The organism is Glaciimonas sp. CA11.2 (assembly GCF_034314045.1).
Taxonomy (GTDB): Bacteria; Pseudomonadota; Gammaproteobacteria; order Burkholderiales; family Burkholderiaceae_D; genus Glaciimonas.
In genome coordinates this window covers 2111183-2125973 of sequence record NZ_JAVIWL010000001.1, presented here as the reverse complement: position 1 = coordinate 2125973, position 14791 = coordinate 2111183, and the positions used below count along the sequence as shown (strand labels likewise).

Genomic DNA, 14791 nt, shown 5'->3' with positions numbered 1-14791 from the left:
CATGGGAAGTAAGCTAAAGAATATCAGCCTAATCGGTTTAGGCGTAGTTGCTGGCATAGCCGCTTCGATCCAATTCGATGCCATTGCGCAGAAAAGTGCGACAGCGCCGCTGCCACTTGAAGAGGTACGGCAACTGGCCGACGTTTTCGGACTCATCAAGTCTGACTATGTAGAGCCGGTGGACGACAAAAAACTGCTGACCGAAGCCATTTCCGGCATGGTCGCGTCGCTGGATCCGCATTCCTCGTATCTGGACAAAAAAGGTTACAGAGAACTGCGTGAGATGACGCAGGGGAAATTTGTTGGTATCGGCATTGAAGTCGGGATGGAAGAAGGTTACGTCAAAGTAATTTCACCGATCGAAGATTCTCCAGCCTACCGCGCTGGCATCAAGGCCGGTGATCTAATCACACGTCTCGATGCGACCCCAGTCAAGGGAATGACGCTGGATCAGGCAGTCAAGCGCATGCGCGGCGAACCAAATACCAAAATCAAGCTGACAATCGCCCGTAAAGATGAAGACAAGCCGATTGTCATCACCATCACGCGCCAGGAAATCCGCGTACAAAGCGTCAAGGCTAAAGTAGTTGAGCCGGGCTATGGCTGGGTGCGTATTACACAATTCCAGGAACCGACCGTCAACGACATGGCCAAGAAAATCGAAGCCATGTACGCCGAGGATCCAAAAATGAAAGGGTTGGTGCTGGACTTACGCAACGATCCGGGTGGTGTTTTGCCGGGTGCGATCGGCGTTTCTGCCGCTTTCTTGCCGAAAGATGTGGTCGTCGTCACCACCAATGGCCAGTTACCAAGTTCGAAAGCAACCTTTTACGCAAAGCCAGAGTTTTACGCCTCCGGCCCTGGCCTGGACGGATTAGCAAAGTTGCCCGATGCGGTTAAAAAGATTCCGTTGGTGGTTCTCGTCAATACGGGTTCTGCTTCAGCATCTGAAATCGTGGCCGGCGCATTGCAAGATTACAAACGCGCTACCATCATGGGGTCGCAAACCTTTGGCAAAGGCTCAGTGCAATCCATCGTCGCCTTGCCGCCGGATCGCCTCACTGCTGTCAAGTTGACGACTGCACGTTATTACACGCCGAATGGCCGCTCGATTCAAGCCAAAGGTATCGTGCCAGACATGATGGTTGATGAATATGCTGACGGTGATCTGCTCAAAGGTTTGCGCGTGCGTGAGGCAGACTTGACCAAGCATTTGACTAACGACAAAGACAAAGAAGCTGAGGCTGCTGCCGCACCAAAAGCCGATGAACTGGAAGAAGATCAGCGCCTGATTGCCCTTTCCAAAAAACGTAAGCCCTTAGAATTTGGCTCAAAAGATGACTTCCAACTAGCACAGGCATTGAATTTCTTAAAGGGCTTACCGGTACAATTAGCAAAAGTGCAACCGACTCCTGACCTGGAAAAAGATGCTACTTCGGGCAAAGTCGACAAGAAAGATGTAAAAAAAGACGGCGTCAAAAAAGACGATAAAAAATAATCGTCCGAAAAGCTAGGTCTATCGCTCACTAATCAACGAAACAACTAAAGCCGCATCGAGATTGATGCGGCTTTTTTCCTTTTCTGCTTAGTGAGATTAGCAACACCTCGCGCCTTATCCCCATCACAAAACGATAGCTCATACCATGAACGATCAACAACTGCTGCGTTACTCCCGTCATATCTTGCTTGACGACATCGATATTGAGGGTCAGGAAAAATTGTTGGCAGCGCATGCAGTCATCATTGGTACAGGCGGTTTAGGCTCGCCTGCGGCGCTTTATCTTGCCTCCGCCGGCGTCGGGACCATTACGTTAGTGGATAATGACACCGTCGATTTGACTAACTTGCAACGACAAATCCTGCATACAACTGATCGTATTGGTCAGCCCAAAGTAGCATCAGGGAAAACTGCACTCACGCAAATAAATCCCGATATCAATGTCATTTGCGTAGCTGAACGTGCGGATCAAACATACTTGGGCGAGCTGATCAGAAATGCCGATGTCGTTCTTGATTGTAGCGATAATTTTGTGACCCGCCAGGCGATCAACCGTGTCTGTGTTTTGCATAACGTGCCGCTAGTTTCCGGCGCGGCAATTCAGTTTGATGGCCAGATAAGTGTGTTTGATCCACGCTCGGCAAGTTCGCCCTGTTATGCATGTTTATTCCCACCAGATAGTGAGTTTGAAGAGGTTCAGTGCTCTACGATGGGGGTATTTGCGCCATTGGTTGGCATTATTGGGAGTATGCAAGCAGCTGAGGCGTTGAAGTTGATCGTTGGGATTGGCAGTTCGTTGGCCGGGCAACTATTGATGCTGGATGCCCGGACGATGGCGTGGCATCGTATTGGTGTGGGACGGAATGCGCACTGTCCGGTGTGCGCCGGACTTTAAATTCCTGTGTACGAAATCTGATATGAATGATTCGCTCAACTAACTCACGCAACATCAGATGCTGTTCTGCCAATGCACTAAACGGTATAACCGTGGACAGATCAGGTTGTCGTTATTCAAAACGGTTGGCGCTTATCAGTTAGCGATCGATAAGCGGTTCGGCGTCAGGCTAGCAAGCGCCTGACGCCGACCATTCTTCAGGCGGTCTGCAGTGTCCTTGGCGTATTTACTGCTGATTCAGCCGCACTCAACCCGCGCAAAGCCCGAAGCCCGCTTATCGTCGATGCGCACGCTCTTGCGACTTCTGCGCCTTTGACCAGGAAATGGTCAAAGAAGAATTTTTGATGCTCTTCGCCTGAATGGAAATGATGCGGGGTCAGGACAGCAGAAAGAACCGGTACGCCCGTTTCCAATTGCACTTGCATCAGCCCTGAAATCACCGCTTCGGCGACAAACTCATGACGATAAATACCGCCATCGACCACCAAACCAGCGGCGACTACAGCGGCATAATTCCCACTATTGGCCAGCACCTTGGCGTGTAATGGAATTTCAAAAGCACCGGCGACTTCGAAAAAATCGAGACTCGACTCTTCGTAGCCCTGATTAATCATTTCAGAAATAAAGGACAGACGACATTGGTCGACGATGTCACGATGCCAACCGGCCTGAATGAAAGCGACGCGCTGAACCGTTTGTGCTTTTGATGTTGAAAAGGCGAATTGCTGCAGCATTTGAATACTCCTGTTTTTAGATGATGCATAAAAAAACAGGGCGTTTTGGATTGATAGGGATTAACAAGGTATGCAAAAGCACCACCCAAAACCAGTTCGCCACCGATTACGGAGCCGTCATCAACATCTATATTGCATGTCAATGTCAGCAACGACCACCTATTTTGAACAAGCTCTACACTGCATCCCGCTCTCTCTTTATCCGGACTATAACCGTCGGCCCCGGAATCAAACCGGGTCTGCTGACCTTCTCAAAGGGGCGAATTATCGGCCTCTTTAACAAGCGCTCGCGGGCTAAACACATTGCGTGCCATTACCGCCGGAGGGGAATTTCACCCCGCCCTGAGAACGTATACGATTATCCGTGTTTTTACACCCAGAACAACCGAAGCAAGAATTTATCATATTTGTGAAATTAATGCATTGCAGGTTGATTTTTCGGTACGTTTAGTTGTCAGAGTGAGCAATTTCTGTACTCCATAAGTCATGGAGCCATTTTAAACCGGCTTTTTTGCCAGTCCCAAATAAGCCGCGATGACCTTAGAATCGCTCGCCAACTGAGCCGCTGGCCCCTCCATAACCATATCCCCGGTTTCCAAAACGTAGCCATAGTCGGCTACTTGCAACGCCGCACGCGCGTTTTGCTCGACCAGCAAGATTGCCACCCCGGTTTGCTTCAACCGCACGATGATGTGAAAAATTTCCTTCACGATCAGCGGCGCCAGACCTAAACTCGGTTCGTCCAGCATCAACAGTTGCGGTTTAGCCATCAATGCGCGCCCTACCGCCAGCATCTGACGCTCGCCGCCAGACAACGTGCCAGCCTGTTGCTTGCGTCGTTCCTGCAGGCGCGGAAACAGATCATAGACTACCGATAGTTGATCCGCGTATCCTTTTTCTCGTGCTTTATAACGCCGATAACTCCCGAGCAACAAATTGTCTTCTACACTCATGCTGGCAAATAACTCGCGCTTCTCCGGCACCAGACTCATACCGCTGGCCACTCGCTCTTCAATCGAAACGCCCTGCATGTCATGCCCTAAAAAACGCACTTTGCCACGTGCGCTGCCGTTATTCGGCATGGCACCGGCAAGGGCATTGAGCATGGTTGATTTACCCGCACCATTAGGGCCAATGACGGTAACGATCTGACCAGCCCCGACTCGCAAAGTAGCGCCATGTAACGCCTCAACTTTGCCATAGGCAACGTGCAAATCGCTGACTTCCAAAACCGGTGCGGAAATAGGATTACTTGCTGGATTAGTCATCGATCCCTCCCAGATAGGCTTCCAGCACCGCAGGGTGTTGTTGGACTTCTGCGGGAAGGCCTTCGGCAATCTTGGTACCAAACTCCATCACTACCAGACGATCCGTCAGTGTCATCACAAAATCCATATCATGCTCGACCAACAAAATACTCATACCTTCCGCTTTCAGTTTGCGCAACAATGCGGCCAGTGCCTGTTTTTCCTGATAGCGCAAACCCGCAGCCGGTTCATCCAGCAGCAACAACGTCGGATCGCAGCACAGCGCGCGGGCAATCTCCAGGATACGTTGCTGTCCCAGCGCCAGACTGCCGGCTTCTTCGTACAGTAAATCACCTAAACCCACCCGTTCAAGTTGCCGTTTAGCCTCGAATAGCAAGCCGCTTTCTTCCGCTTTATTGAGCCGCAACATGCCGGTTAGCACACCCACGACATCACCGGTTTCACCGCGTAAATGTGCACCTATCGCAGCGTTTTCCAGAACTGTCATCGTCGGCAACAAACGCACATGCTGGAACGTACGAGCAATACCTCGCGGCACGATTTGGCGCGATGGTAAACCGGTGATTTGACGCAACTCACCAAATGACCGGAATTTAATCGCGCCACTAGTCAATGGCAAAACGCCGGTGACGAGATTAAACATCGTTGATTTACCTGCGCCATTGGGACCGATCAGCCCGACGATTTCTCCCGCTGCGACGTTAAAGCACATGTCATTCACCGCCACCAAACCTCCGAACTCCTTGCGCGCACCATCAACCTCCAGCAAGATTTCACCGTGCGGTGGCTTGAGGCGCATAGTCAATGCCGTAGCAGCATTAGGCGCAATAACGGTTTGTTTTTGCGGCAATAATTTACGTAAATAAGGCCACAATCCATCGCGTGCACGCTGCAATAACAACACCATCAAAAGGCCAAAAACGATGGTCTCAAAATTACCGTTTGATCCCAATAACTTGGGCAGCCACGATTGCAACTGGTCCTTCAATAGCGTCAACAACGTCGAACCAAGAATGGCGCCCCATACGTAACCGGCCCCACCAACGACAGCCATAAACAAATATTCGATACCGGCATTCAGACCAAATGGCGTCGGATTAACTGCGCGTTGCAGATGCGCGTACAACCAGCCAGAGACACTTGCCAGCAATGCCGCCAACACAAAAATAACGATCTTGATCCACGCTGTATTGACGCCCATCGCCTCCGCCATTACTCCGCCGCCATTGAGTGCCCGGATCGCGCGTCCCAAGCGCGAATGCAACAAGTTTTGCATCCCCAATAAGGCCAGCAGAAGCATCGCCCAAATCAGGTAATACATCTTGCGCCCGGTATCAAGCGTCATGCCGAACAGGTCGATTGAGGGTATGCCATTCAAACCGTCATACTTTCCGAGAAAATCCAGATTCCCAAATAGATAGAATAACGATAGCGCCCAGGCGATGGTTCCGAGTGGTAGATAATGGCCAGACAAACGCATCGTGATAGCGCCAATACTGAAGGCAGCGATCATCGTTACGATCAGCCCAACCAACAAACCGATCCAGGGCGACACACCAAACCGTGTACTCAGATAAGCGGTGGTATAAGCACCCAGACCGACAAAAGCCGCCTGACCAAAAGACGTCAAACCACCCACGCCAGTCAACAGAACCAGACCCAACGCGACGATAGAATACAAGCCGATATAGTTGGCTAGCGTGATCCAATATTCCGGTGTCGGCAAAACCGGCAACAGCGCAACAAGAAGGACGAAGATCGGCACCAGGATCAAAGACCATTGAAAGGGTCGCAAAGTTTGCTCAATGCGCATTATTGATCTCCCTCATCAACGTGCTTGCTCGTCAGCGAACGCCACAACAAGACCGGAATAATCAATGTAAATACGATGACTTCTTTGAACGCGCTGGCCCAGAATGACGAATAAGACTCAAGCAAACCAACCAACAAAGCACCGGCGGCGGCAATCGGATAACTTCCCAGACCGCCAATAATCGCGCCGACAAATCCTTTCAGCCCGATCAGGAACCCGCTGTCGTAATAAATTGTCGTCAGTGGCGCAATTAAAATGCCACACAATGCGCCCAATCCCGCCGCCAGCGTAAAGGCCAACCGTCCCGCTTGCGTCGTCCCGATACCAACCAGCCGCGCACCAAGACGATTCACCGCTGTCGCCCGCAGCGCTTTGCCCGACAAGGTGCGCTCAAAATACACATAGAGCGCCAGAATCAGCACAACAGATACACCAATGATGACTGTACTCTGGCCGGTGATCGCCAGACCGCCTATTTCAAAGCGCGCATCCGAAAATGGCAACGTGCGCGAACCTTCAGCGCCAAACATTAACAAGCCGATCCCCATCAACGCATAATGGACAGCGACCGAAACGATCAGCAAAACCAACGTACTGGCCTCGGCTAAAGGCTGGAACGCCAGTCGATAAATCATCGGGCCCATCGGAACTACGATCAATAGCGTCAACAAAACCTGACACACCATCGGCAAACTGGCATGCCCGTAGTAGCGCGTCAGCGCGTAGATCGCGACGGGAAGAAAAACAAATTTAAGAGCGGCAACCGGGATACTTCGTTTTGCCTTCAGACGCGACTCAGCCGTACTGATAATGGCCCAGACTTCTTGCACAAAACTAAGGCAGCCTAATGCCACCAGCAAGGTTGCCGATAGCGGAAATTTATCCGCCTGCAACGCCGCCATCGTCAAGGCACCAAAGGCAACGAACTCACCCTGCGGGATAAAAATCACCCTTGTCACCGAAAAGACCAACACTAACGCAAGCGCCAGCAACGCATAAATAGCGCCGCTAGTAATGCCGTCCTGCGCCAGGATCACGGCAATTGAACCGTCCATAGTTTTACCTAAATACGTACTAAAAAGAGTACTGCAAAGGAAGCCTGAATACGTACTCAACGACGTACTCAGCGATGTACAACATGCGTGCTTAAAATGAGATTGCCGCTGGCGGAGGAGCTTGTGGAGCTTCTGGCAGCGGCAACAATAACGAGTAAAAAGCAGAAGCTATTTCAACTACTTCGCCGCGCCGAGCAGTTTCCATTTGCCGCCAACGACTTCCACCATCACCCGCGAACGCTGGTCGTAGCCGACGTGATCGGTTGGACTCATATTCACGATGCCGTGAGAAACCGCCAGATTTTTGATGGCTTCGATACCATCCCGTAAACCAGCGCGAAATTCTTTGGTGCCCGGTTTGCCTTTGGTCAGTGCAAAAGGCGTTGCTGCCGCCAAAAGCTGGCCCGCGTCCCATGCATGTCCACCAAAAGTTGAGACACTGCCGACGCCATACGCTTTTTCATAAGCGGCGCGATAGGCCATTGACGATTTTTTAACCGGATTACTATCTGGTAATTGCTCCGCCACCAGCAGCGGTCCGGCTGGCAAGAAGGTGCCCTCGCAATCCTTGCCGCAAACGCGCAGGAAATCGTTATTCGCAACGCCATGCGTTTGATAGATTTTGCCCTTGTATCCGCGCTCTTTTAATGTTTTTTGTGGCAATGCGGCTGGCGTGCCAGCGCCCGCGATCAATACTGCATCCGGGTTGGCGCTAAGAATTTTCAGCACTTGTCCGGTCACCGAAGTATCCGGGCGAGAAAAACGCTCACTGGCGACGATCTTGATCTTGCGCATTTCGGCGAATTTTGAAAATTCGCGATACCAGCCTTCGCCGTAGGCGTCCGAAAATCCAATGAAAGCGACGGTTTTAACGCCTGCGTCCACCATGTGAGCGACGATCGCGGTCGCCATATGTGAGTCATTTTGCGGTGATTTAAATATCCAGCGACGCTTCGCATCAACCGGCTCAACTAACGAAGCCGAAGCTGCCATCGAAATCATCGGTGTACCGGACTCGGCAGCAACATCACTCATCGCCAGCGAATTAGGAGTTGTAGTGGAACCGACCAGCAAATCGACCTTATCTTCAGTCACCAGTTTGCGTGCGTTTTTCACAGCAGTTGTGGTATCGGTAGCATCGTCCAATACGATGTATTCTACTTTTTGCCCTGCGATTTCCTTCGGCAACAAAGCAAAGGTATTTTTTTCCGGTATACCTAGCGAAGCAGCAGGTCCGGTCGCAGAAACACTGACACCGACCTTAATTTGTGCGAAAGCACCCGTAACGTTAGCGCTTAGTGTCAGCGCAACCGCTGATGAAAGGGCGATTCTTAGCCATACTTTTTTCATTCAAAGACTCCTTTTATGATGATCGGCTTTTTTACGAGCCGGTTGTCGCGTTATAGTCGCGCTGTTTTTTTGAGACTTACCCGTTGTGTCCCCAACCATACTTCGACGCTTCTGGCTCGTTCGCACCCGATACCAGCATTAACGTCGCGCTATTACACCAAAATTAAGGCGATTTGCTGCGCTGCGTCCTCGCACGGCTTTTGCTTAAAGCGAGTCTTGGCAAAACGTTGCCAGCGTCCCAGCACAAAACTGGTCAATATATTGGCACGGATAGTCGCTTCCTGCTCGTTAGCCTCACCTTGACTGGCAGCGATCCTCAATGCTTGCTTCAACGACATTTCAATGCGATCCACAAACTGATTCATTCGCAGCTGCAATCGCTCATCTTCATTAATAAGGGCGTCGCCGATAATGACACGTGTCATGCCAGGATTAGTTTCGGCAAAATTGAGCAACATTAAAGCCACCGCTTGGGCTTGCAACAAACCCTTCTCCTGCTGTTCGGTAATTTGATTGATCAGGCCAAAAACACTAGTCTCAATGAACTCAATCAAACCCTCAAACATTTGTGCCTTGCTGGCGAAATGGCGATACAACGCCGCTTCCGACACCGCCAGTTTTGCGGCCAAAGCAGCAGTGGTGATCTTCTCACCCTTGGGTTGTTCGAGCATCGTTGCCAACGTTTGAAGAATCTGTAGCTTACGTTCGCCAGGTTTATTTGTTGCCATATCTTATTTTCGTATCAGTCAGATCTGTTAATCATTAAGTCCAACCAAAAAACCGCTTAGATGTTGTATCTCATTGTCGTACCGTCGCACTACCTGCGTCGGTACGACCAATCTGAACGGGGTTTTATTCGCACTTAGCGCAGCCGATGAAGGTTATTTGCCAGTCGCCGCACGGATTTTACTTTGACATCGACGTAACGGGTGCGCTTTGTCAGATTTGGGTGCATCAACTGCCCGCTCTGGGTCGAAATTTTGGCCGTTTTGGACAAATACCCTGTCACCCACACCGTCCGCATGCCGATCCGCTTGGCCGTTCTCAAATTAGCCAACGTATCTTCCACCAAAATACAACGATGTGCGGCGATTCCTTCCCGTGCGATCAACTTACGCAATAAATGTGGTGACGGCTTTGGCCGGAGTTGCCGATGCACGTGCATGGACTCAATTGAGATGTGTTTGCCAAATTGACGGTGCAGCCCCAAATGACGCATAACATCATGGGAATAACGTTGTGGTGCATTGGTTAATAATATTTTTCGACCGGGCAAACGTTTCAGCAGACTAATCAGACCACGTTCAGCACGGATCATGCCGTAAAGATCGTCAAAACGATGTGCTTCGCGCAAAAAGTCCTCAGCGCGCACCCCGTGATGCTTGACCATTCCCAGCAACGTGGCACCATAACGTATCCAATAGTCAGTCCGCACCGCATTGACGGTCGCCGCATCCGCATCGACCCCGTCCGTCCCCAGTGCACGCGCAATGAAGCGATTCATATTGTCATTGATCGCCGGAAAAAAGGCGTGCGAAGCGTTATGTAGCGTGTTGTCCAGGTCGAACAGCCAGACCGGTGTAGTATTTGCCAACATCATTTGTCACCAGGTTTTGTTAACGTTATGGCTGCCATGCGTAAAATGTTGCCTCTTAAACAAATAAAGAGACTCTGACACTACGCTCGTAAAGGTCAGTCTAGCCACCAACAAAGTCATGCCGGCAGTAACGATACAATATGTCGAAAACCTTCAAACGCCGTTAAATAAAACGCATCAGGGAGAACGTGTGCTGCGCCAGATTATAGTCAGTTTGAGTGATCGGTTTAAAAAGGTTTGCGGCTTTGCTGGGCCGTGTATCGGCCGAACGCGTGCGTGGTATCGCCGCCCGCATTACTTGGTTCCTTTTTTCCTCGCTGGATTTTATGTAGCATCCACCTTCGCCAGGGACATCGACACCCAAGCGGCCACCCCGCCAACCAAGGCTGTTCGTCAAGGCGGCGCATTATTTAAGATTCAACGCGACGGCCATACCGCCTATTTATTTGGCACCATCCACGTCGGCAGCGCGGATTTTTTCCCGCTCGCACCACAAGTCATGAGGGCTTTAGATCAATCGTCACGCGTGGCCATTGAAATCGACACCAGCGACACGGCGACGCTCAACCGACTCATTCAACACTATGCGTTATATCCCAATGACAGCTCATCCACGCAAGATATACCGGCCGCTTTGACGCAACAAGTGCACGCATTGCTAGAAAAGTACCATATGGCGCCAACCGACGTCCTTCGGATGAAGCCTTGGCTATTGGCGACCATGCTGACGACAGAAGAATACGCCAGAAATGGCTTCCCGAAGGAACAAGGCGTCGACAACTATCTTTCCAATTATGCGCAGACGCACAACAAACCGTTGATAGGCCTGGAAAGTGTCGAATATCAGTTGTCTTTACTAGGTAACTTGTCCGTCGCAGATCAAAACCGTTTTTTACAAGATACGGTCGACGATCTGGATGATCCGATCCGCGCAAGAAAAGCGCTTGATCTGGTGGCATTGTGGCGTAGCGGCGATTTGGTCGGATTAGAAAAACTGCTAAAAGAAATGACTAGTGACGATACCTTCACCGGTCAATTTATACAACGCGCGCTATTGGACGGACGCAATCCTGCATTAGCCGATGCCTTCGAGAAGCTGCTCAAGTCAAACAAAACCGCATTCGCCGGTATTGGCATGTTGCATCTAGTCGGCCAGACGAGCGTGCAAGCGCTGCTGCGTGAACGCGGGTATAGCGTGCAGCGAACTTACTAATTGCTATATTCACTGCTATTGGTATTGGTAGCGCTAAAGTAAGCCAGTTTGCGTAGAAGTTGACGCGCTATCAACAAGATCGCAACGTTCAACCATCTGCGAGAACTGATACTAAACATCACCACAGCCAGACAAGATCAACCTTGTGTGGTGATGAGGCTCGCCTCAGACTTTGAGATACCAGGTCACAGCATTACCCGCGGCGTTAATTTTTGATCCGGCCATGATATTCCCGGCCTCCAATCGCACCGTTTTGCCTTGCATATGCGGTGCATGCCAGTTGCCGGTTATTGGACACACATCACCCGGATAAGCTTTATGATCTGTAAATATCTGCGGCGCGACCGGCGGTCTGGTTTTCAGATAGTCCGCTTCCTCAGCGGGAATCGTGCCATCCAGATAGCGCTTGTCTTCCCACAGCAAACGCCACCAGACTTCTTCCCACGTGTCCGTGCCTTCCAATTGATATTCGGTGGCAACCGCGCCGGCTAAAAAATAATTAGGGCAACCGACTTTTGCAGCCATTTTCGCCGGATCGGTATTTTTGAAGATCTGCATGATAAACCAAGGCTCCCAGATACCGTCAGTGGGAATGGTCCCGCCGGTGAAGATTTGATCCTGATGGTTATGGTTATACGGCGGGCATGATGGAAGATATTCCGGGAAGATACGAGGGATCGGCCATTCGGGTTCGAAGAAGAGGGTTTCATAGGTCCATTTCTGGGACTGACGTAGGCTATTCATGTCAACTAAATGGAAAGGCACGTAGTTTTTACACTCAAATACCGTGATGCCCTGAGTAAAGTTGATAACTGAAGCGTTCATGACGTCCTTTACAAAGGCGGTGTGGTTGCTCGGATGAATGCTGTTTCCGGGATATTCATTGGTCATCCCTAAAGCAATATAAAAAGGATCGTAATACACACCTTTTTCATCTGCATATCGACCAAATAATTGGCCTATAAAACTTGGAAGCGAAAGCGTTTCATATGCTTCGGTCTTATGAGGCGTGGACCGAAGTAGCGCCAGCCCTTGCTCCATAGGTATCATCTGGCGCAGGAATTCTTTGTATTCGTATTCGTGCCGAGTCTGATAAAAGTCAGCGTCCGGATCGTTTTGTAAGGCAGGCGAAAGGTTCTTGAGTTGCTTCAAAAACGCATCCAAAAAACCTTGATACCGCAATCGAGCCTGATCGATAAAAGTAAAACTGGTATATTTTTTGAGTAAGTAAAACGCTTGATCCCGTGCCAGTGGTTCCTGCTCCGGGGAGCATGGTTAATCGGTTTTGCATATTATTTCCCTATCTCTTAGTTATTTGTTTGCTTACCCGCCGTAGCCGCACCGCGTAATAGATAGCCTTTCTGGACGATCTTGGCAGAGCGATAATTTTGACAAAAAGGACAACTCAGGACGACGATTTATGTGGATTCAGGCCTGTCATCGTCGGGATTACGGTAACTTTCATCGATATGATATTTACCCTCGGCGCGAATTTTCTGCTCGGCGATGGGGCGCATGGTTTTCAGGTGTTGGCGGGTTGGCGGGTAGAGTTCTCTCCAGCGTGATCGCTCTTTTCCCTGAAAATGCGCTCGCTCCCACGCATTTCTGGTTTCAAATTCCAGTGAAATTAAGTAAGCGCCTAGCTTGTTAGGATCGACTTCCATACCTCTCTGAAAAGATACGTCCAGGTACACGCCGTTGGCATAAAAATTCCAGTGAGCATAATTTCTAATCCACATCCATTCCTGAAAGGTCGGGATATAGTCGGGATCAATCGGGTGACTACTTTCGACCATCTGCGAATACACCAGTGCGTCACGTCCGCTGATTCGGGGAAAATCAACATCGATATATCGCTTCCAACCTGCTTTTTGTATAGTCTTGAGTAGCGCGTAAAACTGTCTTTGGGCTTCGGGATGAAGTACCGTTGCTTCTGACATGCCGACTCCCAGTGAAAAATTTTCAATTCCCTCCTCTGGCGTATCGCCCGGCACTGCCACCCCCATGACGCTCAGAACAAAGGGAGTAGTAAAGCTATAGGTACCATTATCAATATGCACGTTACCAAGGGATTGCTGATAAGGAATACGCGTCCAATGGATTTCATAAAACACCATTTCGCCATTGGCATTCTTATCGTTAACTTTTAATTGCCTCGGGTACATTTTTGCCCAATCCTGACCTTGCTGACCTAAGCGTATCGTGATCTCTGTTTGTGCCATGTCGACCTTTTCGTTGAATAAATGATTTTGTAGAGAGTTGATGAGGGGATGATCAAGCCACGGCAGATACGCACAGCGCCACCACGTCATGCACACAACGCAGGCGAACAACAGGCTGCACACTACAATCCATCTGCGCCCTGCTTTGCTCACGATGGTGGCATTTCATTTAAATGAATAATCGTATCCGGCAAGCTGACCCACCCTGCCATGATGCAGAGCTCTTTTTCCATAAAAGGCGCACGCTTTTGCATCAAACCGTGAAATTTCTGGGCCGCCAACTTAATCCAATCCATGCGACTGTCTTCATTCTCCAATACCGTTTTTTTTGGTGCGGTCGATTTCAATGTAGGATCATCGGTGCTGCATGCATGGGTGAATACCAGTTCCAAAGCCGGCGTTATCTGCTGCACTACTGGCCACCGTTGCATCTCAAGCCAGCAGGAAAAATAGGGATCGTCATAAATGAGCGGTTGCAGTATCTTGCGTTGTTCGTGGTTGGCAACCAGCATCAGATGCTCAAGTTGTTTAATCGGTTTTTGTTTTTTTGAAGCGGACTCAAACTCCATCATTTTGTCAAACGCCTGATCGATCTCTGGCGTGATTGGCAAATTCCGCAATGTCGCCATCGCCTCATCATGCCAGGGCAATTTCTTCATTTGCGCTGTTACCGTTGGGACCAATTCATCGACTTTGGCTCGGGCGGAGGCGCATTGTTTAAAACTCGGCGATTCCATTGCCCAGTAAGCATGGGTAGCGGCGATATCCATAAATAACCAGAAATTGCCTTTAGCCAGCCCTTGATGGATTACGTGGATCATTTTCACGCGTGATAATTCGAGCGAACAGGCAACGGTTTTGCTGGCAAAAGCTGCCAGCGCGGCCCAGTAGAAGCGGCCTTTTTTTTCTGGCTGGCTAAATTTTTCTTGCTCAAGATAAAGCCGCGCATAGGTCGCTGAAATGCGTCGTGCGCGCACAACATAGCTGTCAATCAGATGATATTCCTGCGTTTTTGGTTTGTGATTACACATCCGCAGATAGGCAAATTGTGTCGCTCGCGACCACATGACTGGGCATGTACAGATTAAGTCGACACAACTATTCGGTATCTTGTTGGTAGTGCCGATGACGAAGGTATCTGCCATG

Annotated in this window: 13 protein-coding genes and 1 riboswitch; of the genes, 3 read left to right on the top strand and 10 right to left on the bottom strand. The window is 50.0% G+C overall.

What is annotated here, in order from left to right; genetic code table 11:
* Nucleotide 1: 1 nt before the first annotated feature.
* Complete coding sequence (locus tag RGU75_RS09060; RefSeq protein WP_322235106.1) at nt 2–1498, top strand: S41 family peptidase; 1497 nt, start codon at nt 2–4, stop codon at nt 1496–1498.
* A 145-nt stretch (nt 1499–1643) separates the two neighbouring features.
* Entirely contained in the window at nt 1644–2393 is a 750-nt protein-coding gene (locus tag RGU75_RS09055) for a molybdopterin-synthase adenylyltransferase MoeB (RefSeq protein ID WP_322235103.1), read from the top strand.
* Nucleotides 2394–2590: 197 nt separating this feature from the next.
* On the opposite strand, the gene RGU75_RS09050 is transcribed toward RGU75_RS09055, so the two are convergent.
* The 7 genes from RGU75_RS09050 to RGU75_RS09020 all read right to left on the bottom strand — a co-directional run bounded on the left by RGU75_RS09050 (nt 2591) and on the right by RGU75_RS09020 (nt 10210).
* Nucleotides 2591–3127: a 6,7-dimethyl-8-ribityllumazine synthase gene (locus RGU75_RS09050; RefSeq protein WP_322235101.1), complete on the bottom strand. Its 537-nt coding sequence runs from the start codon at nt 3125–3127 to the stop codon at nt 2591–2593.
* 185 nt (nt 3128–3312) lie between these two features.
* A riboswitch (FMN riboswitch) is annotated at nt 3313–3481 on the bottom strand.
* Between the two features lie 143 nt (nt 3482–3624).
* Nucleotides 3625–4395 carry an ABC transporter ATP-binding protein gene (locus RGU75_RS09045; RefSeq protein WP_322235099.1) on the bottom strand — a complete coding sequence of 257 codons (771 nt, stop codon included), beginning with the start codon at nt 4393–4395 and terminating at the stop codon, nt 3625–3627.
* Nucleotides 4388–6208, bottom strand: a complete 1821-nt coding sequence (locus RGU75_RS09040) for a branched-chain amino acid ABC transporter ATP-binding protein/permease (RefSeq protein WP_322235096.1) — start codon at nt 6206–6208, stop codon at nt 4388–4390. The genes RGU75_RS09045 and RGU75_RS09040 overlap by 8 nt, the downstream gene beginning before the upstream one ends.
* Nucleotides 6208–7263 carry a branched-chain amino acid ABC transporter permease gene (locus RGU75_RS09035; protein ID WP_322235093.1) on the bottom strand — a complete coding sequence of 352 codons (1056 nt, stop codon included), beginning with the start codon at nt 7261–7263 and terminating at the stop codon, nt 6208–6210. Before RGU75_RS09035 ends, RGU75_RS09040 begins: the two co-directional genes overlap by 1 nt.
* Nucleotides 7264–7440: 177 nt before the next feature.
* Nucleotides 7441–8613 (bottom strand): ABC transporter substrate-binding protein, encoded by a 1173-nt coding sequence (locus RGU75_RS09030; protein ID WP_322235090.1) that lies wholly within the window; start codon nt 8611–8613, stop codon nt 7441–7443.
* Between the two features lie 152 nt (nt 8614–8765).
* A complete protein-coding gene (slmA, locus tag RGU75_RS09025; protein ID WP_322235087.1) occupies nt 8766–9341 on the bottom strand; it encodes a nucleoid occlusion factor SlmA in 576 nt (191 codons plus the stop codon).
* Between the two features lie 134 nt (nt 9342–9475).
* Complete coding sequence (locus tag RGU75_RS09020) at nt 9476–10210, bottom strand: pyrimidine 5'-nucleotidase (RefSeq protein ID WP_322240363.1); 735 nt, start codon at nt 10208–10210, stop codon at nt 9476–9478.
* A gap of 190 nt (nt 10211–10400) precedes the next feature.
* Between RGU75_RS09020 and RGU75_RS09015 the strand changes: the two genes are divergently transcribed.
* Nucleotides 10401–11423 (top strand): TraB/GumN family protein, encoded by a 1023-nt coding sequence (locus tag RGU75_RS09015; RefSeq protein ID WP_322235084.1) that lies wholly within the window; start codon nt 10401–10403, stop codon nt 11421–11423.
* A 165-nt stretch (nt 11424–11588) separates the two neighbouring features.
* Here the strand turns inward: RGU75_RS09015 and RGU75_RS09010 are convergent, their stop codons facing one another.
* The 3 genes from RGU75_RS09010 to RGU75_RS09000 all read right to left on the bottom strand — a co-directional run bounded on the left by RGU75_RS09010 (nt 11589) and on the right by RGU75_RS09000 (nt 14790).
* Nucleotides 11589–12674: an Imm72 family immunity protein gene (locus RGU75_RS09010; RefSeq protein ID WP_322240361.1), complete on the bottom strand. Its 1086-nt coding sequence runs from the start codon at nt 12672–12674 to the stop codon at nt 11589–11591.
* Nucleotides 12675–12841: 167 nt separating this feature from the next.
* Nucleotides 12842–13645, bottom strand: a complete 804-nt coding sequence (locus RGU75_RS09005; RefSeq protein WP_322235081.1) for a hypothetical protein — start codon at nt 13643–13645, stop codon at nt 12842–12844.
* Nucleotides 13646–13794: 149 nt separating this feature from the next.
* Nucleotides 13795–14790: a DUF2515 family protein gene (locus RGU75_RS09000; protein ID WP_322235078.1), complete on the bottom strand. Its 996-nt coding sequence runs from the start codon at nt 14788–14790 to the stop codon at nt 13795–13797.
* Between the last annotated feature and the right edge of the window lies 1 nt (nt 14791).

Bases quoted from the DNA above. Each gene is read 5' to 3' on its own strand.
- RGU75_RS09060 (WP_322235106.1), top strand. From the start codon at position 2: ATGGGAAGTAAGCTAAAGAATATCAGCCTAATCGGTTTAGGCGTAGTT.
- RGU75_RS09055 (WP_322235103.1), top strand. From the start codon at position 1,644: ATGAACGATCAACAACTGCTGCGTTACTCCCGTCATATCTTGCTTGAC.
- RGU75_RS09050 (WP_322235101.1), bottom strand. From the start codon at position 3,127: ATGCTGCAGCAATTCGCCTTTTCAACATCAAAAGCACAAACGGTTCAG.
- RGU75_RS09045 (WP_322235099.1), bottom strand. From the start codon at position 4,395: ATGACTAATCCAGCAAGTAATCCTATTTCCGCACCGGTTTTGGAAGTC.
- RGU75_RS09040 (WP_322235096.1), bottom strand. From the start codon at position 6,208: ATGCGCATTGAGCAAACTTTGCGACCCTTTCAATGGTCTTTGATCCTG.
- RGU75_RS09035 (WP_322235093.1), bottom strand. From the start codon at position 7,263: ATGGACGGTTCAATTGCCGTGATCCTGGCGCAGGACGGCATTACTAGC.
- RGU75_RS09030 (WP_322235090.1), bottom strand. From the start codon at position 8,613: ATGAAAAAAGTATGGCTAAGAATCGCCCTTTCATCAGCGGTTGCGCTG.
- slmA (WP_322235087.1), bottom strand. From the start codon at position 9,341: ATGGCAACAAATAAACCTGGCGAACGTAAGCTACAGATTCTTCAAACG.
- RGU75_RS09020 (WP_322240363.1), bottom strand. From the start codon at position 10,210: ATGTTGGCAAATACTACACCGGTCTGGCTGTTCGACCTGGACAACACG.
- RGU75_RS09005 (WP_322235081.1), bottom strand. From the start codon at position 13,645: ATGGCACAAACAGAGATCACGATACGCTTAGGTCAGCAAGGTCAGGAT.
- RGU75_RS09000 (WP_322235078.1), bottom strand. From the start codon at position 14,790: ATGGCAGATACCTTCGTCATCGGCACTACCAACAAGATACCGAATAGT.